We start from the raw sequence: 23,288 nt of genomic DNA on the forward strand, positions 1-23,288 counted from the left end.
AGTCTCCTTCTGGACGGGCGGCGGTGAGAAGGCGTCGGTGGGACGCCCGCTCAGAACCCGTAGAGTTTTTCGGGATTGCGTACGAAGATCTGCTGACGTTGCTGCTCGTCCGGCACCCAGGTCAGCATCTGATCCAGCAAATCCGTGGTGTTGGGCATCAGCCCCTTGAAAGACACGTGTGGCCAGTCGCTGGCCCACACCAGACGGTCGGCGCGGGCGGCGAGCAACGCCTGAACATAGGGCACCATGTCCTCGTAGGGCGGCGGGAGGGGCGACATGCGGTAGCCGCAGGAGAGCTTGACCCAGCATCGCCCCGTGTTCACAAGCCTCAGCAACGATTGGAAACCGGGCTGGCCCAGACCCTCATGCGGTCTGAGTGAGCCCATGTGGTCGATTACAACGTCCGTCGGTAACTCGCGCAGCGTCGATTCGATGTCGGACAGAGGGGCACGGCCCATGTCATCCATGACATGCAGTTGCACATGCCAACCCAGTCGGGCGATGCGTGCTGCCAGCACTGGCATGTCGGCCAGCGGCACGGCACCTGCGTGGCCGATGTTGTATCGAATGCCCCGCACCCCAGCTTCATGCATTCGGTCCAGGTCGGCATCCGGCACATCGGCCCGCAATGAGGCGATGACGCGCGCCGGCCGCCCCAACTCGGCCACCGCGTCCAGATGCCGGCGGTTGTCCGTGCCATAGCCGCTGGGCTGCACGAGCACCAGACGCTCGACGCCTAAGGTGTCGTGCAGCTCGCGCAGTTTGATGGGCAAGGCATCGGGCACGTCGAACGCGCGCGTCGCGGCAACCGGGTAACGACCGACGGGGCCGTAGACATGCACGTGGCAATCCGTCGTCCCAGGTGGACAGATCAGTCTGGGCTTGCGGAGAACTGGATCGGGAGGCTGACAGAGCAGAATCATGGGAGGAGTTCGCACGGTCGATTGGAGCGGGGGTGGAAGGCGCAATCCATTCACTCGAAGATGCGATCCTCGTGGAGCACCACCGGCACTTCCTTGTTTTTCTCCGAGTAGCCATCGAAAGGCTTGCCCTCTAGGTCGACGCGGGCAAGCACGTCGCTGTCGGGATCAATGTGCGCACCGATGCGCAGCATGACGAGTTCTTCGTCGTCCTCCTTGGTCTGGAACCAGTAGAAGGTCTTGGCTGGCAGCAGAACGCAGTCGTTCTTACCCACCTCGCGGGTCTCACCGTTCGGCCCGTGGAACATAGCGCTGCCTTGCAGAATGACAAATACGTGGTCCTCATTCGAATGCGCATGGATCTCGTTCTCGCCGCCGCTGGCGTAAGTCTTGAGCACGACGTTCATATAGCGCGAGGCGCCCAGCACCTGGTTGGTCCGACCCTCTTTCGGCAGCTGGGTCCGGATATGGAAGAAGCTGGGCTGTCCTGGCCTGGAAAGGCGTGCCATCTCGGCACGCCACTCGGCGGCGCTGTGGACAATCGGTGCGAATCTTTTGGATTGCGGGTTGGTGCTCATGGTCAATGCCTCCAGGACGTGATGAAAACTCAATCGATCTTGATACCGGCTTCCGCGATGACTGGTTGCCACCGCGCGGCTTCCGAGGCGATGAAACTGCGCAGCGCCTGGGGCGAACTGGCATCAACCAGCAAGCCGGCGCCAAGGAGCTTGTCCTGCACGTCCTTGGAAGCGAGGGCATGTGTCAGCGCATGGTTGAGCTTGTCCACCACGTCAGCCGGAGTGCCTTTGGGGGCGAGCAGCGCCATCCATACGTCGATTTCAGGCAGCTTGATGCCCACATCGGACATCGCCGGCACATTCGGAAGCGTCGGGATCGGCTTGGCACTCAGCCGTGCCAGCGGCCGCAGCGTGCCCTTCTCGAAATGGGGCAAGGCCGTAGTGATGCCATCGATTGTGAATGTGACGTCCTTGGACAGCAGACCCTGAGTGGTGCCCGCACTGCCCTTGTAGGACACAGAGACCACATCTTTGCCCAGCGTGCGCTTGAGCAATTCTCCGGAGAGCTGAGAAGTGAAAGTGCCGAATCCATAGCTCAACGTGCCGGGATTAGCATTCGCCAGTGCCACCAAAGCTTGCATCGACTTGGGGCCAGCTTGGTTGGTCATTACCACTAGCGGCGTCGTGGCGACCTTGCCAACTGGTTCGAAGTCATTAAGGGGGTCATAGGGCAGTTTCGAGTAGAGGTACTGATTCATCACCAGCGTGTTGTCGATGGCCATTAGTAGCGTGTAGCCATCCGGGGCTGCCTTTGCGACTGAATCGGCGCCGATGATGGTGTTTGCGCCTGGCTTGTTGTCCACCACGACAGTCTGTCGCATTGCCTCGCCCATACGCTGCCCCACGACACGGGCCAAAAAGTCGGTGGGCCCTCCGGCTGGAAAAGGCACGATCAGTTTGATCGGGTGGTTCGGATAGTCGCGCGAGCCTTGTGCGAGCGCATCGAATGTGCTGACGAGGCACCAGAGCGCTGTGGCGAGAGTGGCAAGGCGCTTGAGCGTCTTCATGAAGTAGTCTCCTGGGGCGGTTTCCAGGCCTGTGGTTCTTGGCCGCGGGCACTGTTGGCGTCGATTCTGAGGAGTCAAGGGCCGCGAGGCAACTTGCCTTGGGCTATTCGCTGTATCGGAAAAACGAATGTCGAAGTCCCATCCAGATCGGGTGTTGCAGACGCACCGCTTTCCCCCCGCCCGGACGCAGATGTGATGTGCGCTCGCCGTCTCGCGAAGTTCAGTCATGGGTTTGGCGCCGAGAAAGCTCATCACCGAACTTCATCTTCTCTTTGAAGCCTTGCGGAAAAGTCCTATGGGTCCCTTGACGGGTAACGTCCTTGAACGCTCCTCGCATAGGGGCGCTCGCATCTGTTCATGCTGAAGGGGTAGATGACGTCATCCGCATCTGAAGGATGCCTGCCTCATGGTTAGGCGCCTAACCATACTAGGGGAAACACCAGGGTACGCGCCGTTGTCGAGGGAAATCTGCGGGCCTAGAATCGTTAGTCGCCTAACCATATTAGACTTTCCGCCCCATCCCGGGCGGTCTGCCAGCTATGAATCTCACGACCGCGCCACCGCAAATCTGGTCAGACTCCCTACTGGTCGGGCACGCCGGTATCGACAACGAACACACGCTGTTGGCCGAGATGATCGCGCGCATGCAGCGGGCGACGGAAGATGGGATGGTGGTTGCGCTTGACGAGTTGCTTGCACATACCTCGTCGCATTTCTCCGCGGAAAACGCGCTAATGCTGACATCGGGATTCCCGCCACGCGATTGCCACATCAAGGAGCACGACGCAGTGCTTTCGACGATGACAGGCGTCAGGAAGCGTCTGAATGCCGGGGAATTCGTTGTTGCACGACGACTGGCGGATGCGTTGGCTGAATGGTTCCCGGCCCACGTCCAGCACCTCGATTCCGCTCTGTCTCACTGGCTTTGCAAACTTCAGTTCGATGCAAAGCCGATGGTGTTGCGCATGAGCCGCAAACCGGCCGCCGCATTGGCCCACTTCAACCTGTAGGGAAAACCATGATGACTCACGAAGAAAACGATCTGCTCTGCCGCGTGGAGGGCCAGACTCCGATGGGGCAATTGATGCGCCGTCATTGGACGCCTGTGTGCCTATTGGAGGAGGTGACCGAGCCTGACGGCACACCTGTCAAAGCACGCGTATTCGGCGAGGACCTGGTAGTTTTTCGCGATACAGAAGGCCGTGTTGGCGTCATGGACGAATTCTGTCCACATCGTCGCGCGTCCCTGACGTACGGCCGCAACGAGGAAGGTGGGTTGCGCTGCCTTTATCACGGCTGGAAGATGGATGTCGATGGCAACGTACTCGAGATGGCCTCGGAGCCGGCAGCCAGCGGCATGGCCGAAAAAGTCAAGCACACCGCCTATCCGGCCACCGAATGGGGCGGGATGGTATGGGCTTACATGGGACCGAAAGAGACGATGCCGTCCTTCCAGCCACCAGCATGGGCCCCGACGTCGGACACCCGGGTGAGCATCGCGAAAGTATTGTTGCCATGCAATTGGGCCCAGATTCTCGAAGGCGCTATCGACTCAGCCCACAGTTCGAGCCTCCATTCGTCCGACATGGTCCCCGCTCGTGTCGACAGCGCGAAAGCCACGGATAAAGCATGGCTGCGTCCGTCCACGGACAAAGCCCCGCGCATGCAGGTGCAGCGAACAGGATACGGTTTCCGTTATGCCGCGCTTCGTCGACCAATCACGAACGCCGCTGCGAACGACTACGTTCGATCGACGGTCTTTGTTGCCCCGGCGACTGCACTGATTCCACCGAACAATCTCTACAACGTCGCGAACATAAACGTTCCCATGGACGATACGAACACAGCGTTCTATTTCATCGCGTGGGGGCATCCGGCACAAACCCCCGAAACTGAAACTTGGCGAAAGTTCCTGCGCCAAACCGTCGGAATCGATCTTGACGAGAACTATCGTCCGCTGCGCACCGAGAACAATAGGTTCTGGCAGGACCGCAATGCCATGAAGGCGGGAAACTTCACCGGAATCACTGGTTTCCCGAATCAGGACGTAGCGATGTGGCTGACCATGGGGCCTATCGCAGACCGTACCCACGACCGTCTAGGCGCGAGCGACTTGGCAATCGTCGAATTTCGAAAGCAGATGGTCGAGGCCGTCCGAGCGTTCGAGAAAGGTGAGCCCGCGATCGGGACCGGATCCGAAGCAGCTACGCCTGCAGTCTGCTCCTTCCAAGCCATCGTACCGAAGACTACTGACTGGCGCACACATGAGGTCCGTTACGTGTGGCAAGACGGACTTGATCATCCCGAACTCGAACCCTCCTATTCCGTGAAGATGTAATTCCGTGAGCAAGCTCCAACTCTCAATCGCCATGGGCGACTATGACCGTACTCGCCCTCTGTTCGACGGCCGCGTTCAGATTGACGGTGTCGACCCCGTATACATGCTCCTTAATCCCGAGGAGATGTTCTTTCGCGCGATGCGCAGTGTCGATTTCGACATCACCGAACTCTCGTTTTCCAGTTACCTGATAAAGCACTCGAGGGGTGAATGCCCCTATATTGCGCTTCCGGTATTTCTGTCGCGTGCGTTTCGGCACACATCCATTTACGTCCGCAAGGACCGAATTCGGGTGCCAACAGATCTGAAGGGAAAGCGTATCGGGGTGCCCGAGTACCAACTCACCGCCAATGTTTGGGCGCGTGCGATTCTGCAGGACGACTACGGCGTACGTCCTGCCGACGTGACCTGGGTGCGCGGCGGCATCGAGACGCCAGGCCGCCCAGAGAAGATCAAACTGCAGCTTCCCGGCGACATCAACATCGAGCAAGCGCCCGACGGGGCGACGATCTCGCTGATGCTTGATCAGGGAGAGATCGACGGCTTTATGGCGCCCCGTCCGCCGAGCCGTTCCGCACTGGCGAATCCGAACATCGGTTGGCTGTTCGACGACCCGACGGCCGTGGCAAAAGACTACTACATGCGCACCGGTGTATTCCCCATCATGCACGTAGCAGCCATTAGGAAGGAATTAGCTGCGCAGCACCCTTGGCTCCCGGCCGCGGTCGTCAAGGCTTTCACGCAGTCGAAGGCGGCGGCCCTAGAGCTACTGTCGGACACGTCGGCAACAAAGGTCACTCTTCCGTTCGTCGAAGAGCAGCTGCAGGCGGCGCGCGATGCGATGGGCGACGATTTCTGGTCATACGGAGTGGCGGCGGCGAACAGGACACTCGAAACCTTCGTCCGGAGCCACCATGAGCAGGGTCTGTCGTCCAGGCAGGTTCCGGTCAGCGAGCTCTTCCATCCGGCTACCTACGAAACATACAGCATCTAAATAGACACAGAGACACACCCCATGAAACGCAAGACCATCGCTTGGCTCTTCGGCCTGGCATCTGCCGCCTGCTTCGTCTCTGCTTCGATAGCGCATGCCGAGCGCTTCCCCAGTCGTCCAATCAAGCTGGTTGTACCCTATTCAGCAGGGGGTCTCCCGGATACGGTAGCGCGGGTGCTTTCTCGCGCGCTTGGAGATGTTTTGGGGCAAGCTGTCTATGTTGACAACAAGCCAGGAGCTGGTGGCGCCGTCGCTGCCTCTGCAATCATGCAGGCGCCGGCCGACGGCTACACGCTATTGGTGACGGATGGGCCGATGCTGTCGATCACGCCGCTTCTGACAAAGAAAGTGGGCTACGACGCATCGACCGATTTCGTTCCGATCTCGCTTGTCGGCAGGGCCCCTTTGTTCCTCGCCGTCAACAAGGACGTGAAGGCGAACAGCCTTGATGAACTCATTGCACTGGCTAAGGCAAAGCCTGGCGCACTCAACTACGGTTCCGCCGGAACGGGAAGCATTCACCATCTGACAACAGAAGCGATGAATGCCAGCTTCGGCATCGTCATGACGCACGTCCCATTCAAGGGTAGCGCCAATTCGGTCCCTGCCCTGATCGCCGGTCAAGTGGACATGGTGTTTGCGTCGCCGCCGTCCTTGATGGGCTTTGTCAAGGCAGGACAAGCCAAGCTGTTGGCCACGAACTCATCGACACGTTCCCCCTTGGCACCGCAGATGCCAGCGTTGGCTGAGAAGATTCCGGGATTCGATTTCGCATTCACCGTCGCTGTGCTGGCGAAAAATGGCACACCGAACGAAGCCATCGTAAGGATTAGTCGCGAGATCGAGAAGATCGTCAAGAAGCCGGAGGTAGTCGAGCAGCTGCATCAAGCGGGCGTCGATCCAGTGGGTGGTTCTCCAGAGCAACTTGCACAGGCGCTGCGTAGCGAGAAAGAACGTGTGACCGACGCTGCGGCGCGCGCGCAGCTGAAAGCCGAGTAAACGCCGCCATGACGATCCCCCCGACCCACGCCGACACCCAGATGCCACTGCGCGTGGCGCGGGCATGTGATGTTGCCAAAGATATCCGCAGCTTCGAGCTTGTGCAGCCTGACGGCAGCGAACTACCGCCCTTCACGCCCGGCTCCCACGTTAAGGTGCAGGCCCCCAATGGCTCGATTCGAAAGTACTCGCTATGCAATGACCCGGGGGAACGCGGTCGCTACGTCATCACCGTCAAGCGCGATATCAGTGGGCAAGGCGGATCGCTCTCCATGCATGAGGATTTGAATGAAGGGGACACGCTTCCCACGTCGCTGCCGTCAAATGCGTTCCCGCTGGTAGAGAGCGCCAAGAGCTACCTGTTCATCGCGGGCGGAATCGGCATCACGCCGATACTCTCGATGATCCGCTCATTCGGTGAACTCGCGGCGGCTCCGTGGAAGCTCATTTACCTGACGCGTTCTCCGGAAACAACCGCCTTCCTCGATGAACTCGGAGCTCCCGAACTCAAACATCGGGTTCGCATCCACCATAGTTATGGCGATCCCGATCGCGTCTTCGATCTATGGCCGACGCTGGAGAAGCCAAACGCCGCTCATGTGTATTGCTGCGGTCCGCGTCCCTTGATGGAAGCGGTTCGCGACATGACAGGACACTGGTCGCCAGCGAGCGTGCATTTCGAAAGCTTCAACGAGGGAGGCGGTGTGCGGCCTGACGACCAAGTCTTCACTGTGAAGCTCGCGCGATCTGGCGGGGAGTTCCAAGTGCCGGTTGGCAAGTCGATCTTGGCAGCTCTGCGAGAACACGGTTACAACGCTGCATCATCTTGCGAGAGCGGGACCTGCGGGACCTGCCGCACTGGGTTGCTATGCGGTGAGGCCGACCACCGCGACATGGTTCTGATGCCCGAAGAGATGGAGAGCCAAATCATGGTCTGCGTCTCAAGGGCAAGATCTCCCGAATTGGTGCTCGACCTGTGAATCCGAACCGAGAACTCAGGCTCGGCGTCGCTGGTCTCGGGCGTGCCTTCACGCTCATGATCCCCACGCTGCAGCGCGACAAAAGAGTACGGCTGGTGGCTGCCTGCGATCCCCGCGAGGAGGCGCGGGCACAGTTCGCGGCCGACTTCGACGCGCCAGTTTACGCGAACATCGAGGGTCTTGCGACCAACGCGGAGGTTGAGGCGATATACATCGCCAGTCCGCATCAGTTCCACGCAGACCAGGCACGCATCGCAGCACGACATGGTAAACATGTGCTCGTCGAGAAGCCAATGGCGCTGGCGCTTGGCGACTGTGACTCGATGATCGAGCACTGCCGAGAAGGTGGGGTTCAACTGGTCGTCGGCCATTGCCATAGCTTTGACACTCCCTATCTGCGTGCGCGCGATATTGTGTTGGGGGGCGAGTTCGGGCAAGTTCGCATGATTCATGCGCTCAACTACACAGACTTTCTCTATCGACCTCGCCGTCCTGAAGAGCTGCGGACTGATGACGGGGGTGGCGTGGTGTTCAGCCAAGCCGCGCACCAGGTCGACATTGTGCGATTGCTCGCCGGTGCGGATGTTACGCAGGTGCGGGCCGTGACTGGCCGCTGGGACTCGGCGCGACCGACGGAGGGCGCCTATTCGGGCCTACTGTGGTTCGAGGGCGGGGCCTTCGCCAGCATCAATTACAACGGCTACGGGCACTTCGACTCGGACGAATGGTGCGGCTGGATTGGCGAGATGGGGGCGGAGAAGTCGCCAGACCTGTATGGTACGGCCCGACGCAAGCTCGCAGCTATGACCTCGCCCACCGAAGAGGCGCGTCTCAAGGCGGCGGGCACATACGGAGGCGCGGGATATGTCGCCGCTGCGGGCGAGAGATCGTCGGTCTGGCATCAACATTTTGGACCAGTCGTTGTGTCATGCGAGCGCGGCGACGTTCGCCCGTTGCCGGACAGCATCTGCGTCTACGGCGACCTTAAGAAGGAGCGCCGGCCGTTGGACCGGCCGATGGTACCCCGCTTTGAGGTCATCGATGAACTGTACAACGCCGTCGTTAACGGGGTTTCCCCGTTGCATGATGGAACGTGGGCGCGCGCCACACTCGAAGTTTGCCTTGCGTTGCTCGAATCAGCTCGGTCGAATCGGGACGTGGTCTTGCCTCGCTGAACTCTGATTTCGGTTAGGTACGATAGGATCGGGTGTTCCTGTCGCAGCAGCAATGCGGTCGTCGGGCTAGTCTTCTTAAGGCTGTATGGACACCGCGGCGGTTGTGTATCCAAAGAGGGCCCTCAGGCGCAGGGATCGAGTCGTCTTCGACCGGATCCAACCGGAGAGGAAAATCGCCATGCAGAAAAGATGAATCCACGCGACGAAGACCTCAATCTGCTCACGATCTATGAAGCGCTCATGGAGACGCGCAGTGTGTCGAGAGCTGCCGAGCGACTGAACCTAAGCCAGCCCTCCATGAGCCATGCGCTTTCCAAGATGCGCAAGGCGTTCGACGATCCGATGTTCGTACGGGTCAAGAACGAAATGCAGCCAACGTCTAAAGCAGTGGAAGTCGCCGGCCCTGTTCGCGACGCCCTTGAACTGGCTCGCACTCAGATTTTTGGCAGGATTGCCATAGATCCTAAGACTTCATCCCGGCTCTTTACTATCTGTATGACGGATGTCGGCGAGACCTGCTACCTGCCGATGGTAATCAACGCGGTTCATATGGCAGCCCCTAGCGTCCGACTCCGAACGGTCTCCCCTATCGCAGAAAAACTGGAGGAGGGGCTGGAGTCTGGAGCCGTCGATCTCGCCATTGGCTACTTTCCCGATATGACGAATGGAGGAGTATTTCAACAAAGGCTTCTCCGCAATAGCGGATTCCTGTGCGTCACTGGTTGCCGGGACATCGCTTCGCGCGGCGAGTTTGATCTCGCGTCATTTCAGGCGGTGCCTCAAGTGGCAGTGAGAACTGAGGGCCGCAGCCAAGAGGTCATTGAAAAGGCGATGTCTGCCATGGGAATTCATCGAAATGTGGTCGTTACGGTCCCTCACTACCTGGGTTTGTTGACTATCATCCCTCAGACCGGACTGACTGCCGTTGTTCCCGTGGACTTGGCCAGCGCATTTGATGGCAAAGAAGGGATAACCAGTCTCCCGCTACCGTTTGCTTCGCCCAGTGTGGAAGTTATCCAGATTTGGCACAGACGCCATCATGAGGATCCTGCGAACAGATGGCTTCGAACGCTGGTGAAAGACACGTTACAGAAGCGCGTCCTCGAATAGAACTGGCGTACGGATCCAAAAAACTGAGACACCTTCGAGACTACAGCAATCCACTGGTCCGCAGAACATGCACCCCGCGTTGAGATCACCGGACGCAGAATGCTATATTTGTAGCCTCGACCAGTCAGCACAGGTGCAACTGACCACTTGTGATTTCGGTGCGGATCCGCAGCGGAGTCGTGGTCGCGGGATCCGGCCTGTTCCGGAAGTCGTCCGGGCTGCCTAGGCTCATTTTTGGCATCGAGGACTCGAAATTGGCTAAGAAGGCAATTGCAGAATCGGCGGAAGTCGCGACCCGAATGCTGCAGCATTGGCATGAGGGTGTCCCTGACGATCGCCTCGCTCACTTGGTCAAAGACGCGACTCGGGCGTTCTTGCGGTCGCTCCAACACCGCCTAGCACGCCACGATGTTCAACTCGGTCATTGGACCTTCCTGCGAATTCTTTGGGAAAAGGATGGGCTCACTCAGGTCGAACTGAGCGCGGAAGCAGGGGTAATGGCACCCACTACAGCAATCGCAATAAAGGGTATGGAGGAGTTGGGATATGTTGTCCGCAAACAGCGGCCCGACAATCGCAAGAGCCTCTACGTCTTTCTGACGCCTGACGGCAAACGCCTAAAGGCAAAGCTCGTCCCCTTGGCAGAGGAGGTCAATGCGCTAGCTGTCAAATCGTTGACCGAAGCGCACGTCGCCATCGTACGACGCTCGCTTCTCACGATTATCGAAAACTTGGCTACTGACGAGCAACTTCAAGGATGATGATGCTCAAGCGGCGGTGGTGGTGCCCCGCGCTGCCATGCCGTGCAGTATCGTTGTGCGCATCCCTTTTCTAGGCGAACGCACTCGCAGCATTTGTGTTGCTCATCATGGAAGCCGGGGTTGCGCTTGGAGGCAACTCGAACGTAAAGGCCACAACTGTCAAGGAGTGCATCAGCCTCCCAAAAGCGACTCCCGGCAACTGACCCACGCGTCTTCAGGTTCAGGAAGTTCGCAGCAACTTTCCGCTGAACTCTTCAAATCAATGACAGGCACCTAGATCGCCCATATTCCGTTCAAGGGTGCGGCACCGGCGATCACGGACATGTTGGGCGGGAGGGTGGACATGCAGTTCGGATCCATCAACTCTCTTCTGCCTCACATTCACAGCGGAAAGCTGCGCGCGCTCGCCGTTGGTGGCCCACGACGCGCGAGCTTGCTACTTAGCGTTCCAACCATCGCTGAGGCTGCGTGGCGCAATACGCGACAGCGAAGTCTGGCTCAGTCTCGCTGCCCCAGCGGGGACCCCTCCAGCCGTGATCAAGCGAATTTGCGCCGATGTCGTCAGCGTCCTAAAGGAGCCGGCGGTCAGAGAGAAGCTCGCCGAGCAAGGACTGGTGCGGCGGTTTCAACGCACGCTGCTTCATCACAAGGACTACCGGAACAATGCCAAGTTGAGTGATTTGACTGAAGTCGCGCCCCACAACGAACGGCGCATTCGGCAGCAATACTGGGTTGATCGACATGGTGTTGTTGGTAGTGACTAGAAGCTTGTACCCCTCCGCAGGCGCCTTAGCGACGTAGTCGGATCCGAAGTTTTCCGGATGCGCCCGCCCCTGTTGTCCACGATGACCGACTGCCGCCAGATTTGGCTAAGCCCCTGCGCTAACACTCGAGCAACGACATCATTGCTGCCCCCTGGGGTGAACGGCACATCAAGGGTGACCGGCTTTGTGGGATAGCTCTCGCCTGCGTTGGCTGTAGGGGCAACGAGCCAGGTTGTGACAGCGAGCATCGCCGCGGTTGTCAGTAGCGATCCCAGCGGATCGGTGGGCTCTTTCACCGCGTCTCCGTTTGCCGGGCAAGTAGTTGCCCGGTGGATGCGAATCGTAGAAGCGCTCATGGGTGTCGGCAAGCTTGAATGCGCGCTCAACCTACGAACGCTACTTGGTTTGACGCGAAGAGGACAAGGAGGTCGCCGAGCAGAGTTGATTAGCAAATCGATCCGCGCTGACCCTATGCGAATCGGAAGACGATGACAGTGTCATGAAGGAGGACTCGCGTCTTCTGCAATGTTGAGTCTCCAATCAATGCGGGTTTCCGAGAGGCTGATAAGTCGCGACACCGTGTTTTCCCGAACAAAACGATGATTAGAGGCCTATCTATATCATTAGGCGCCTACGTATAATCCCGGGTCCGTGTGGTCGCCGATCGCTGTCGCTTCGAGGGGTTCCACCGGACTCGATGCCCACTAAAACCTGGAGAAGACTTGCAATGAGAAAATCGTTAGTTGCCTTGGCCGCCTTGACAATGGCCGGTGTTGCCTCGGCCCAATCATCCGTGACTGTGTTCGGCGTGGTGGACGCTGCAGTCAGCGGCTACTCAAACAAGTCTGAAATGCCACTCGGGACGAGCATCACGGCGAGCTCGACCAGGCTGACCAACTCGGGCTACACGCCGAGCCGGCTCGGCTTTCGCGGTATTGAAGATCTGGGCGGCGGCCTCGCAGCGGGTTTTTGGTTGGAGTCGAGCTTGGGCAACGATGACGGCACTACCGGCGGAAACGTCGCCAACTCTGGACCTGCCGTAATTGGCTTCTTCAATCGTCGTTCGACGGTGAGTCTTTCGGGCGCCTTTGGCGAAGTCCGTCTCGGCCGAGACTTTACTCCGACATATCTGAACGACATCATCTTCGATCCCATGGGTGCTGCTGGCGTCGGCGCCAACATAATCTACAACGCCAACGGTGGGTTCGGACCGGTCTCTCCGGGCGGCTTTACCGCCAATTCGATGTATGCTCGAGCAAGCAACTCGATCGGCTACTTCCTGCCATCCAATCTGGAAGGCTTCTATGGTCAAGTGCTGTATGCCCTTAACGAAAAGACTAGCTACGAGCCAGGTGCCCTAACGCCTCCTGGTGCCGGCGCTTTCATCGCGAATCCCTCCGCGGCAGGTGACAATGCCCGTGCAGGCCGCTACATCGGCGGTCGGGTAGGCTATGCCAATGGCCCTGTGGACGTTGCCTTCGCATACGCTCAAAGCACCCTTGCCTCTAACTTCTTCGCTGGCACGACCCAAACGCTCGATATCTGGAATCTCGGGGGTTCTTGGGACTTTGGTGTGGTGAAGCTGTTCGGCGAATACTCGAACAACAAGCTCAAGAACGATAGTTCGTCAAATGTGGTCAACAGCGTCACCAACCCCTTCGCGTTCCGCGAGCCAGGTGCCAACGGATGGCTTCTCGGCGGAACTGTGCCTGTCGGACCTGGCCTGATTCGTTTCTCGTACTCGGCAATCAAGTACAACAACACAACGAGAATCAACCAACTGACGGGCTTGTTTGCGGAGCCCAAGGCTGATAAATGGGCGCTCGGCTACGTTCACAACCTGTCGAAACGTACCGCACTGTACGCGACGGTTGCGCGCATTAGCAATTCCGATGGTGCCGGGCTTGCTGTGGGTGGTCCCAATTTCTATACGACCCCAATCACTGTTGGCGGAGTCAGATTCACGCCCCAAGCCTCAACCTCGGCGGGCTACGACTTCGGCATCCGGCACGCTTTCTGATTTCGTACTTGTATTGCAACGTTCGTTGCGAGCCTGGGAAGGCCATCTTGCGAAAGGAGGGTGGCCACTCTTCACTTGGCGGGAAGTCCTTTCTAGTCGGCCACACAGCTCGCTTCTCGCGCAGAGGCTCGAGCATTCCCGCCGGTGGACGAAACTCGCCCGGGATCACGGCGATCGCGCGAATCGAGAAGCGAGCCTCCATTGCACGTGAGATCTCCTCGCGCTCGGCCAATGTCAGTGCCATCGGGGAGCCTTTTCGAACTTCAGAAGGAAACCGACTGGCACAGTGCGCTTGAGCTGTCCGGCGGTGATGGCACAAAACTATCTGCCCCCCTCCTCCCACGGTACCTGACTCGTTACCCCAAGGTCAACGTGCTTGTGGAGGCGACCGACCGGTCGATTAACCTGATCGAGGAGCGGTTTGATCTCGCATTGCGAGCCCGCCCACAGATCGATGACGAAACCGGCCTGGTAGCGAAGACTTTGGGCAGCGCCAGACGCATCATGGTCGCGAGCCCCGCCTTCCTCTCTTCACATGGCAGTCGCTCTCGTCAACGTCGACGACGAGCCGGCTGAGCAGAGGCTGCCGAGTTGATCGGCGATGTCGGAACGCTTGATCGTGCGCGCGGCGGCAACGGTCTCGATGATCTTCAATGCGCGGATGGCGGCGCGCACCTGCTTGACGGCACCGTTGTCTGAAGGGTCTGGAGTAGGTCTTGGAAGCACGGATCGGCTTGGATTTTTCGGATTGTCCCCCAGCTCAGCAAGCAGTCGGCGTCTTCGCCTGCTGAAGGGGTGCACCGGATACGCAAGCCCTGTGCCATCTGGTCTCAAAAGCCGGGGTTGCCTCACTCGGCATCCGAATGTCAACGTGCTTGTGGAGGCGAGCGATCGATCGACCTGATCGATCGGCGATTCGATCTTGCGTTGAGCAAGACCCTGAGCAGCGCCAGACGATCACGGTAGCGGGCCCGGGCTTCCTTTCCTCACAGGGCCGGCCCAGCGATCCGCTCGATTTGTCCGCCCTTGGCGTCATGAGCCAACGACCGCCCATGACTTCAGCTTTGCCCGCTCTTCAGCTCCCGAAAGAATGACTCTACCGCCAGATGCACATGATCGGCATGATGTCGCGCACCCGGTACAACGTCGAGCCGGCTGTCAATCCCGGCGTGCTGCAGCAACCGGTGCAGGAAGCGAGCGCGTTCGACCCGGGTGCCACCGGAGTCGTTGACGCCTTCAGCGTAAAGCGGGCTGGGCCGCTCGATGACAATGTCGGTGGCGACGTCGTCGCCACCCACCACCACCTGCACGGGCAGACCTTTCAGCCCGGCTCGATCGTCGATACCTTGTCCGAAGCGCTCGGCAACGTCTCGCACGCCTACGAACCAGTCGCGCCCCTCGTCCAACGTATTGATCAAACCCGGCGCACCGACCGAGACGCCGGCGAGTCGCGACGCGTGCAGGTACATGAACCGGTGCGCGAACGCCGGGCCGCGCGAGTGCATCCGCACCGTTGAGACAAGTCCAAGCCAACCCGATCAGCCGATGTAACGACGCGGAAACTGAGTACCGCGCAAACGCTATTCCGGCTTGATGTTCAGCTTGTCGAGTACACCTTGCCAAGTCCTTCGATCGTCATCGATGTACTTCGCGAGCTGCTCCGGGGTGCCGGGACGAGGGTACGTGCCGAGCTCACGCGACTTGGCAGTCACATCCGGCAGCAGCAAAGCCTCACCGATGTCCCTGTTGAGCTTGGCGAGAATGGCGGCGTCGACCCCTTTCTTCGCAATCACAGCAAACCAGCCAAACGCGACGGCGCCCGGCACTGTGTCTTTCGCAAGCGGAAACTTCTCCAGACCAGGCTCCGCCCGGTCGCTCATCGAGGCCAGCACGCGCATCTTGCCGCCTTGGACATTTCCGGCCACAACGTTGTAGGTCTCGACCATCATCTTGGTTTGACCGCCAAGCGTCGCCTGCATGGCTTGGGCACCGCCTGGGTAGTGCACCTCCAGGAATTGGGCACCCGACTGGAGACCGAGCAGTGCGGAGGCGAGATGGGGTGCAGTGCCACGGCCGTTGTCGGCGACTTCGATCCCTTGCGGCTTGGTCTTCGCGGCGGAAATCAAATCCCCAAGCGTCTTGTAGGGAGAGTCGCTTGGAACAGCCAGGATGAATGGCGCGACTGCCGCCAGCGTCACCGGCACGAAGTCGCGATTGAAGTCGTAGCTGACTCCCTTGATCGTGCTTGGAGCCACTGAGATCGCAGAGCCTTGCACGAAGCCGAAGGTAGTTCCATCCGTGGGGCCGGTGAGGAGGGTATTCATGCCGATCACACCACTGCCGCCAGGCCTGTTGTCGATGACGACCGCTTGGCCCCACTTCTCGGTGAGCTTGACCCCCACAAAGCGGATCAACACATCGGGCGCCGATCCGGCAGGAAATGGCACCACGAAGCGCACCGGCTGGCTGGGCCACTTCGAGCCCCCGGACTGCGCCTGCGCCGCGGAGACCGCGGCAACCATCGAGATCGCCAGGGCCAGAAGCGATCGGCGAACGATCATTCGATTCATCAAAGTCTCCTTGTCATTCTCTGTAGTCACATGCAGCTCTGGATGCGCGCACATCTTGCGTGTCCAGCTACAAGACACCTACTTATTCGCCGGCCACGGACACGCTTTCCACTGCGCTTGGAGGCATGTCGGTGCGTCCGCGCAAAACGCGGCGTCAGCCAGCCTCACTCATCACCGGTGGCTGATGCATGCGCTCATGCTCGACGCTCTTCAGCAAATCGAGCGCCACGTCAACGATCATGTCCTCCTGCCCGCCAACCATGCGGCGCCGTCCTAGCTCGACAAGGATGTCGACGGTCTTCAGGCCATACTTTTTGGCAGCCACTTCCGAATGCCGCAAGAAGCTCGAATACACGCCTGCATAGCCCAGCGCCAGCGTCTCTCGGTCTACACGCACGGGCCGATCCTGCAGCGGTCGGACAATGTCGTCGGCCGCGTCCATCAGCTTGTACAGGTCCGTTCCGTGGTTCCAACCCAGGCGAGCAGCTGCGGCAACGAACACTTCCAGGGGAGCATTACCTGCGCCAGCGCCCATGCCTGCAAGACTGGCGTCCACGCGGTCGCAGCCCTCTTCGACCGCGACGATGCTGTTTGCTACGCCGAGGCTCAGGTTGTGATGCGCGTGCATTCCCGTCTGCGTCTCGGGCTTCAGCACGTCCTTGAAAGCGCGAAACCGGTCGCGCACATCGCTCATGCTCAACGCGCCGCCCGAATCCACCACATAGCAACAGGTAGCGCCGTAGCCTTCCATCAGCTTGGCCTGCTGCGCCAACGCTTGCGGCGAGGTCATGTGGCTCATCATGAGAAAGCCCACGGGTTCCATCCCGAGGTGCCGCGCATATTCGATGTGCTGTCTAGAAATGTCGGCCTCGGTACAGTGCGTGGCGACACGAACGATGCGCGCGCCAGCGTCATAGGCAGCCTTGAGGTCGTGCACCGTCCCAATCCCCGGCAGTAGCAGCGTCGCGATCCTGGCGTGCTTGATCACGCTGGCCACCGCCTCGATCCACTCCACGTCGCTGTGGGCGCCGAATCCGTAGTTGAAGCTGCCTCCCTGCAGGCCATCGCCGTGCGCAACCTCGATGGAATCGACCTTGGCTTCGTCGAGCGCCTTGGCGATCTGCTTGGCCTGCTCGATGCTGTACTGGTGGCGAATGGCATGGCTGCCGTCGCGCAGCGTCACGTCGGAGATATAGATCTTCTTACTCACGTCCTGACTCATTGCATTTTCCTCAGGCAGAGACGGCGTCGAGCATCCGCTCGGCCATCGATTCGGCGGTACGCAGGGCCGCGCTGGTCATGATGTCCAGGTTGCCCGCGTAGGCGGGCAGGTAGTGCGCAGCGCCTTCCACCTCCAGGAAGATGGAAGTCTTGAGCCCGTGCATGCGCGCACCCACGCCTGGGATTCGGATCGGCCGGTCAGTCTCGATCCGGTCGAACTGGACCTTCTGTTTGAGGCGATAGCCCGGAACGTAGGCCTGCACATCGGCAGCCATACGCTCCACCGATTCGGCGATCTTTTCCTCGTCCGTGAATTCGCTGAGCGTGTAGACCGTGTCGCGCATCATCAATGGCGGCTCCGCCGGATTCAAAACGATGATGGCCTTGCCTTTGGCGGCGCCACCCACCACTTCGATCGCCTTCGATGTGGTCTCCGTGAACTCGTCGATGTTGGCGCGTGTCCCAGGACCGGCGCTCTTGCTCGAAATGCTGGCGACGATCTCGCCATAGTAAACCTCTGCCACGCGGGAAACGGCTGCGACCATCGGAATGGTGGCCTGACCACCGCAGGTGACCATGTTGACGTTGAGCGCGTCGAGATGCGCCAGGCCGTTGACCACGGGAATGCAGTAGGGCCCGAGCGCCGCAGGCGTGAGGTCGACCAGGCGAATCTCTGGCTTGAGTTCGCGCAGGAAGGCATCGTTCTTGACATGCGCGCCGGCGGACGTTGCGTCGAACACGATGTCGATGTCCGCGAACACGGGCAGACGTGCGAGGCCCTCCACACCTTCGTGGGTGGTGGAGACACCCATTCGCGACGCGCGCGCCAAGCCATCCGACGCGGCGTCGATGCCGACCATCGCGCCCATTTCGATGCGGTGGCCGTGGCGCAGGATCTTGATCATCAAGTCCGTTCCGATGTTGCCGCTGCCGATGATGGCCGCCTTCAATTTTCGATCAGCCACAGTGCGCCTCCTCGGCCGGGGTGCCGCCCTTGGGAACACCACCCACACCCCAATGCGCGGCTGGCACTTCCTGGATAATCACGCGCACTGAGTCGCGCGGTGCAGCGATGGCTTCGACTGCAGCATCGGTGAGACCTTGGATCAAGGCAGTCTTGGCTTCGGCGCCACGGCCTTCTATAAGGGTGACCTGGATCAACGGCATGTTCGCCTCATTCGGTAGTGTTGAATTCAACGCGGCCGAGTCCTTGCATCTCGAGCGCAACGTGCTGGTGGGGCCCCAAAGCTTCGGCAGCGGTGGCGCCGCCGGCCATTACCAGCCACCCTGCCTCCAAGGGCTCCCCCGCGCCAGCACTCAGCCGCGCGGCGGCGACCAGGGAACGCAAGGGATTGCCCAGGATTCCCGCCGTGCTTCCGACTTGGCGCGGCACACCGTCGATCGACAAAATGAGCCCCAGGTTGCTGAAGTCCTGCCGCGGATCGCACCACGGTCCAATCACGTAGCCCGACGACGACGCGTTGTCGGCAATGACGTCCTCCAGCGAGAAGCGGAAGTTCTCAAAGCGAGAATCTATGATTTCAAGCGCCGGAGCGATTGCGACCACGGCGTCGAGCGCCTGCGCGAGGCTGGCGCCCGCGGGCAGCGGTTTGCCGAGGAGGAAGGCCAGTTCGGGCTCGACACGCGGATGGACAAACCTGCTCAGTGCCACCTGCCCACCATCCTGTTCGGCCATCGCATCGGTGAGCCGGCCCCAGATCATGTCGTGCACACCCATCTGGACCATCTTTGCGCGGCTGGTGAAGCCCATCTTGACGCCTGTGCGCCGTTCGCCACGCTCGACGCGCTGGGCGATCGAGCCACGCTGGATCTCATAGGCATCGTCGACACCAACTGCTTCATTCTGGGCGAACTGCGCGATGGGCTTCGCGTGAAGCGCCGCTGCGTCGACGCGCTGCGCCAGGGTTGCCATGCGTTGCTGGTTCACTTGTTTTGCTCCTCGAACACTGCGCGTACCGAACCGAGGCCCTGGATCCGGGCTTCGAAAACATCTCCAGGGTTGACCGGCACCATCGGCCCCAGCGCACCGGTGAGTACGACGTCGCCGGCCTTCAGTCCGCGACCCAATCCGGCCATCTTGTTGGCTAGCCACAAGGCCGCATTGAGCGGATGGCCCAGACACGCAGCCCCTGCACCCAGGCTCACCTGCTCCCCTTTTCGCTCCATGACCATACCCGCGAGACGCAGGTCCAGGCCATCCAGTCGAACCGGTGTATTTCCGAGCACGAAGGACCCGCTCGAGGCGTTGTCCGCCACGGTGTCAACGAAACGGATGTTCCAGTCAGCGATGCGGCTGCCCACGATCTCGATGGCGGGCAGCGCGAAGGCAACGCTTCGCAGCAGTTGCGCCATCGAGATGCCGGGGTCGAGCAAGTCGTGCTCCATGACCAGCGCCACCTCTGCCTCGACCTTGGGCTGCATCAGCGCGGACCAGGGGACGGCTTCGCCGTCCGCGACCGCCATGTCGGCGAACAGCATCCCGTAGTCGGGCTGATCGACGCCGAGTTGCCTTTGTACCGCCTTCGCCGTGAGGCCAATCTTCCGGCCGATCAACCGGCTGCCCTCTCGCAACTTGCGCTGCGTATTGATCTCCTGGACGGCATAGGCTTCGTCGGGTCCGAACCCGGGGAATGTCTCCCTCAATGGAGCGATCGCCTTGCCGCTAGCTGCCGCGCTCCACAGCGACTCCGCTGCCGCTTCGATGTCTTTTACACTCATTGCGCCGCCCCGTTGAACTTGATGCAAACGTTGGATAGCTCGGTATAGAACTCGAGCGAGTGAACGCCTCCCTCGCGGCCGATGCCGGATGCACCGGAGCCACCGAAGGCGGTACGCAGGTCCCGAAGGAACCAGGTGTTGACCCACACGACGCCGACCTTCAAGGCGGCAGAGAACCGGTGCGCCCTGTCGACGTCCTGCGTGTAAACCGAAGCGGCAAGGCCGTAGCGGGTGTCATTCGCCATCTGCAGCACTTCCGGTTCATGGTCGAACGGGATTACGCAGCAACACGGGCCAAAGATCTCTTCGCTGGCCACACGCGACCCATGCGGCAGACCTGTCCACACCGTCGGTTCGATCCATGCGCCACCCTTGAGCGCGGCCGGAACCTTCGGCACGCCCCCGCCGTAGACCACCGTCGCGCCCTCATCCCTCGCCAAGGCGTAGTAGCCCAGCACCTTGGCCTGATGTTCGGCCGAAACAAGGGGGCCGAAGTTGGCTTCGGCGTCGTCAGGCCTGCCCGGCTTCAAGCGCGCGGCCGCAGCGGCCAATCGCTGCACGACGGCATCGAAAACCGGTCGCTGCACGTACACCCGCTCCGTGCCAAGACACACCTGGCCCGAGTTCTCGAAGACCGAGCGGGTCAGCCCCGCGATGGTGACGTCCAGGTCGGCATCCGCGAACACCATTGCAGCGTTCTTGCCACCGAGTTCCATCGACACGGGCTTGATGCCTTCAGAAGCGGCTCGCATGATCGCGGCACCCGTGCGCGTCTCACCGGTGAAGGTGATCGCATCGATGTCCGGATGCGTCGTGAGGTATTCGCCAGCAGAGTCCGGCCCAAACCCGTGGACCACGTTGTAGACACCCTTGGGAATGCCCACGGTGTTCATGACTTCACCCAGCAGCGCCGCCGTGGCGGGTGTTTCCTCCGACGGCTTGACCACGACGGTATTGCCGCAAGCAAGTGCGGGGCCGACCTTCCATGTCATCAGAAGCAGCGGCAGATTCCACGGGCACACCACTGCGACCACGCCTTTGGGCCGCCGCGAAGCATAGTTCAGCGCGGGCTTGCCGTCCGGCGCATGGCTGGCAAAGGCTTCCGTCGGCACATTGCGAACCACATCCGCGAACACACGGAAATTCGCTGCGCCGCGCGGAATGTCGAGATGCGATGCCAGCGAGCGGGGCTTGCCTGTGTCCGCCACCTCCGCTGCAATGAAGTCCTCCGCCCGCCGATCGATCTCTGCAGCGAGCGCGTACAGCAGGTCGGCGCGTTGGGCCAGCTTGAGGGAGCCCCAGGGGCCTTCGAGCGCCTCGCGCGCCGCGCGTACCGCGTCGTCCACGTCCTCGCGAGCGGCCTCGCTGACCTTGTCGATGAGTGTGCCGTCAACCGGGTTGATGTCGTCGAAAGCTCGCCCACCGCGGCCCTCGCGATATTCGCCATTGATGAAATTGAGAATCACGCTGATTCCTCCTGGATATTGATTTCTGGGTCCCCTGCGGCAAGGTACTGCCACATGCGCTCGAAGATGCCGCCGGCATCCGTGGCTCGCTGCCGGCGCTCATTCGCATCAAGCACGACGGATTCGTCCTGCAGGCCGGCAGCCAATACGGCAAGCTCGATGCGTGCTGCGTCCTCGAGATACCACGTCAGCACCACGGCCTTGGCCAGCTTGTCGCTCGTGACCAGGACGCCATTGCCCCGCATCACGATGGCGTTGGCGCTTCCCATTGCATCGATCACCGCGGCGGCGCGGTCGTCATCCCGCACGAGTTGGGGGTCGTCCCACAAGGCCGCGCCACTACCGAAGTAGGCGCCCATCCCGTGACGAGGCCGGGGTGTACGCCGCGCCGTACCAAGCGTCATCAGTGAAGGCGGCATCGTTCGGGTCACGGCGTTGACGTGGGCTTGCCGCTGGTATATCTGCTGGTGCAATCGGACCTCGCCCAAAACACCGGCCGGCAACGCGCCAAAGATCGGCACCACGGTGCCGGGATCGCCCGGGGCGATCAGACCCATCGGCCGCGACGCGCAGACCAGGAAGTGGCCATCGTCGAGCCGAAGGCTGCAGTGGCCGTACGCGTGCGCCAAGCCATGGCGCGCCAGCGCGCGGGCAGCGATGCGCAAAGCGCGCTGATCGGATGGAGCGGCGTTCAAGGTGACGCCCCTCATGCGGGGTCACGAAACTCTGCGATGTCGGGCACGGCCCCCCACATGCAGAACGATTCGTTTCCGCGAGGAAACTGCCGCGGCTGGTAAGTCAACTCGTCTTCCGCGGTGATCAAGCGCACGCCGGTGGAGTACTCGAAGATCATCCCGTCAGGCCCGTAGAAGTAGAGGAAGCGCGCACCGGAAGTCGGGTGGCGACCCGGACCGAAGGCGATCTTGATCCCCTTCTCCTGGAGCACGTACCACGCGCGCATGATGTCGTCCACGCTCTCGACTTGGTGGTTGACGTGCTGCACGCCCGAGCGGGTCGTCGGGAACATGGCCACCTTGTGATGTACCTCGTCGATCCGCAGCAGTGGCGCATCGCCGATGCGGTCGCTCACCCGTGCTCCGAGCATCTGAGTCCAGAACCGCTCGTCGCGCTGGGCGTCGGTCGTACACAGCCCGACATGGCTGAAGCCCGTGATGCCGGCATCCCGCGACGGAAAATAGCGGCGCCCGCTGTGGTGGGGGCCTAGCACGAGATCGATCTTATTGCCGGTGGGGTCCTTGAAGTGGATGAAGCTGCGTACGTGACGTTGCTCGCATTGGTCCACGGAACCGTGACGAACCTCGATACCCGCGTTGCTGAGTTCAGCAGCGGCCATATCCAGTTCGTCGGCAGTGCGCAACTCGAAGCCCACCGTGTGGTCCGCCGGGTCACCATCGAAGTACACCAGGGTGTGGTCGCGATTGTCGCTGCGGAAGTACGAGCCGCCCGCCTCCTGCCGTGCGCGCTCGAGCCCAAGCACTTCGCGCGCAAACCGGTCCGCCTGGTCGCGCTTCTGCGTACCGAGTCGCACATATCGAATGTCGAGCAAATTGATCACCGGAGGTCTCCTTGTTCTGGCAGCCCCAACTTTAAGAAGGCCCATGACATTCCGGAAATGAAAAATTAGA

The 23,288-nt window shown here is 60.7% G+C and carries 25 protein-coding genes and 1 pseudogene; 12 read left to right on the forward strand and 14 right to left on the reverse strand.

The window, feature by feature from the left end:
* Nucleotides 1-50: 50 nt before the first annotated feature.
* From QTI17_RS28770 to QTI17_RS28780, 3 genes are all read right to left on the reverse strand, one after another.
* The gene (locus QTI17_RS28770) at nucleotides 51-842 is read right to left on the reverse strand and encodes an amidohydrolase family protein (RefSeq protein ID WP_286537084.1); all 792 of its coding nucleotides are present in this window, start codon (nucleotides 840-842) and stop codon (nucleotides 51-53) included.
* Nucleotides 843-973: 131 nt separating this feature from the next.
* Nucleotides 974-1,498 (reverse strand): cupin domain-containing protein, encoded by a 525-nt coding sequence (locus QTI17_RS28775; protein ID WP_286537085.1) that lies wholly within the window; start codon nucleotides 1,496-1,498, stop codon nucleotides 974-976.
* A gap of 29 nt (nucleotides 1,499-1,527) precedes the next feature.
* Entirely contained in the window at nucleotides 1,528-2,505 is a 978-nt protein-coding gene (locus QTI17_RS28780; RefSeq protein WP_286537086.1) for a Bug family tripartite tricarboxylate transporter substrate binding protein, read from the reverse strand.
* 539 nt (nucleotides 2,506-3,044) lie between these two features.
* Here QTI17_RS28780 and QTI17_RS28785 point away from each other — a divergent pair.
* From QTI17_RS28785 to QTI17_RS35110, 12 genes and pseudogenes are all read left to right on the forward strand, one after another.
* The gene (locus tag QTI17_RS28785; protein ID WP_286537087.1) at nucleotides 3,045-3,515 is read left to right on the forward strand and encodes a bacteriohemerythrin; all 471 of its coding nucleotides are present in this window, start codon (nucleotides 3,045-3,047) and stop codon (nucleotides 3,513-3,515) included.
* A gap of 8 nt (nucleotides 3,516-3,523) precedes the next feature.
* Nucleotides 3,524-4,843, forward strand: a complete 1,320-nt coding sequence (locus QTI17_RS28790) for a Rieske 2Fe-2S domain-containing protein (protein ID WP_286537088.1) — start codon at nucleotides 3,524-3,526, stop codon at nucleotides 4,841-4,843.
* Between the two features lie 4 nt (nucleotides 4,844-4,847).
* A complete protein-coding gene (locus QTI17_RS28795; RefSeq protein WP_286537090.1) occupies nucleotides 4,848-5,837 on the forward strand; it encodes a substrate-binding domain-containing protein in 990 nt (329 codons plus the stop codon).
* A gap of 21 nt (nucleotides 5,838-5,858) precedes the next feature.
* A complete protein-coding gene (locus QTI17_RS28800; protein WP_286537091.1) occupies nucleotides 5,859-6,836 on the forward strand; it encodes a Bug family tripartite tricarboxylate transporter substrate binding protein in 978 nt (325 codons plus the stop codon).
* An 8-nt stretch (nucleotides 6,837-6,844) separates the two neighbouring features.
* Nucleotides 6,845-7,816 (forward strand): PDR/VanB family oxidoreductase, encoded by a 972-nt coding sequence (locus QTI17_RS28805; protein WP_286537092.1) that lies wholly within the window; start codon nucleotides 6,845-6,847, stop codon nucleotides 7,814-7,816.
* A complete protein-coding gene (locus tag QTI17_RS28810; protein WP_286537093.1) occupies nucleotides 7,813-8,991 on the forward strand; it encodes a Gfo/Idh/MocA family protein in 1,179 nt (392 codons plus the stop codon). The genes QTI17_RS28805 and QTI17_RS28810 overlap by 4 nt, the downstream gene beginning before the upstream one ends.
* A 189-nt stretch (nucleotides 8,992-9,180) precedes the next feature.
* The gene (locus QTI17_RS28815) at nucleotides 9,181-10,101 is read left to right on the forward strand and encodes a LysR family transcriptional regulator (protein ID WP_286537094.1); all 921 of its coding nucleotides are present in this window, start codon (nucleotides 9,181-9,183) and stop codon (nucleotides 10,099-10,101) included.
* Nucleotides 10,102-10,400: 299 nt separating this feature from the next.
* On the forward strand, nucleotides 10,401-10,862 hold the full coding sequence (locus QTI17_RS28820) for a MarR family winged helix-turn-helix transcriptional regulator (RefSeq protein ID WP_286537187.1): 462 nt from the start codon (nucleotides 10,401-10,403) through the stop codon (nucleotides 10,860-10,862).
* A 286-nt stretch (nucleotides 10,863-11,148) separates the two neighbouring features.
* A pseudogene (locus QTI17_RS35245) lies at nucleotides 11,149-11,370 on the forward strand (tripartite tricarboxylate transporter substrate-binding protein); the annotation flags it as partial.
* Between the two features lie 25 nt (nucleotides 11,371-11,395).
* A complete protein-coding gene (locus tag QTI17_RS35250) occupies nucleotides 11,396-11,626 on the forward strand; it encodes a hypothetical protein (protein WP_503011125.1) in 231 nt (76 codons plus the stop codon).
* 727 nt (nucleotides 11,627-12,353) lie between these two features.
* A complete protein-coding gene (locus QTI17_RS28830; RefSeq protein ID WP_286537095.1) occupies nucleotides 12,354-13,646 on the forward strand; it encodes a porin in 1,293 nt (430 codons plus the stop codon).
* Nucleotides 13,647-13,877: 231 nt separating this feature from the next.
* Nucleotides 13,878-14,222 carry a LysR substrate-binding domain-containing protein gene (locus QTI17_RS35110; RefSeq protein WP_353506736.1) on the forward strand — a complete coding sequence of 115 codons (345 nt, stop codon included), beginning with the start codon at nucleotides 13,878-13,880 and terminating at the stop codon, nucleotides 14,220-14,222.
* On the opposite strand, the gene QTI17_RS28835 is transcribed toward QTI17_RS35110, so the two are convergent.
* The 11 genes from QTI17_RS28835 to QTI17_RS28885 all read right to left on the reverse strand — a co-directional run bounded on the left by QTI17_RS28835 (nucleotide 14,178) and on the right by QTI17_RS28885 (nucleotide 23,218).
* Nucleotides 14,178-14,300 (reverse strand): hypothetical protein, encoded by a 123-nt coding sequence (locus QTI17_RS28835; RefSeq protein WP_286537096.1) that lies wholly within the window; start codon nucleotides 14,298-14,300, stop codon nucleotides 14,178-14,180. The two genes, QTI17_RS35110 and QTI17_RS28835, sit on opposite strands and share 45 nt — an antisense overlap.
* A 404-nt stretch (nucleotides 14,301-14,704) precedes the next feature.
* Nucleotides 14,705-15,115, reverse strand: a complete 411-nt coding sequence (locus QTI17_RS28840) for a hypothetical protein (RefSeq protein WP_286537098.1) — start codon at nucleotides 15,113-15,115, stop codon at nucleotides 14,705-14,707.
* Between the two features lie 111 nt (nucleotides 15,116-15,226).
* Nucleotides 15,227-16,216: a Bug family tripartite tricarboxylate transporter substrate binding protein gene (locus tag QTI17_RS28845; RefSeq protein ID WP_286521324.1), complete on the reverse strand. Its 990-nt coding sequence runs from the start codon at nucleotides 16,214-16,216 to the stop codon at nucleotides 15,227-15,229.
* A gap of 154 nt (nucleotides 16,217-16,370) precedes the next feature.
* On the reverse strand, nucleotides 16,371-17,438 hold the full coding sequence (gene dmpG, locus QTI17_RS28850) for a 4-hydroxy-2-oxovalerate aldolase (protein ID WP_286537100.1): 1,068 nt from the start codon (nucleotides 17,436-17,438) through the stop codon (nucleotides 16,371-16,373).
* 10 nt (nucleotides 17,439-17,448) lie between these two features.
* Entirely contained in the window at nucleotides 17,449-18,402 is a 954-nt protein-coding gene (locus QTI17_RS28855) for an acetaldehyde dehydrogenase (acetylating) (RefSeq protein WP_286537101.1), read from the reverse strand.
* On the reverse strand, nucleotides 18,395-18,604 hold the full coding sequence (locus tag QTI17_RS28860) for a 4-oxalocrotonate tautomerase (protein WP_286521327.1): 210 nt from the start codon (nucleotides 18,602-18,604) through the stop codon (nucleotides 18,395-18,397). The genes QTI17_RS28855 and QTI17_RS28860 overlap by 8 nt, the downstream gene beginning before the upstream one ends.
* 7 nt (nucleotides 18,605-18,611) lie before the next feature.
* Nucleotides 18,612-19,370: a 2-keto-4-pentenoate hydratase gene (locus tag QTI17_RS28865; protein WP_286521575.1), complete on the reverse strand. Its 759-nt coding sequence runs from the start codon at nucleotides 19,368-19,370 to the stop codon at nucleotides 18,612-18,614.
* An 11-nt stretch (nucleotides 19,371-19,381) separates the two neighbouring features.
* Entirely contained in the window at nucleotides 19,382-20,176 is a 795-nt protein-coding gene (gene mhpD / locus QTI17_RS28870) for a 2-keto-4-pentenoate hydratase (RefSeq protein ID WP_286537102.1), read from the reverse strand.
* Nucleotides 20,173-21,648 (reverse strand): 2-hydroxymuconic semialdehyde dehydrogenase, encoded by a 1,476-nt coding sequence (locus tag QTI17_RS28875; RefSeq protein ID WP_503011132.1) that lies wholly within the window; start codon nucleotides 21,646-21,648, stop codon nucleotides 20,173-20,175. The genes mhpD and QTI17_RS28875 overlap by 4 nt, the downstream gene beginning before the upstream one ends.
* Nucleotides 21,639-22,337 (reverse strand): class II aldolase/adducin family protein, encoded by a 699-nt coding sequence (locus QTI17_RS28880; RefSeq protein ID WP_286537105.1) that lies wholly within the window; start codon nucleotides 22,335-22,337, stop codon nucleotides 21,639-21,641. The genes QTI17_RS28875 and QTI17_RS28880 overlap by 10 nt, the downstream gene beginning before the upstream one ends.
* Nucleotides 22,338-22,348: 11 nt before the next feature.
* The gene (locus QTI17_RS28885; protein ID WP_286521331.1) at nucleotides 22,349-23,218 is read right to left on the reverse strand and encodes a VOC family protein; all 870 of its coding nucleotides are present in this window, start codon (nucleotides 23,216-23,218) and stop codon (nucleotides 22,349-22,351) included.
* Nucleotides 23,219-23,288: the final 70 nt, after the last annotated feature.

This window comes from Variovorax sp. J31P179 (genome assembly GCF_030316985.1).
Lineage (GTDB): Bacteria > Pseudomonadota > Gammaproteobacteria > Burkholderiales > Burkholderiaceae_C > Variovorax > Variovorax ginsengisoli_B.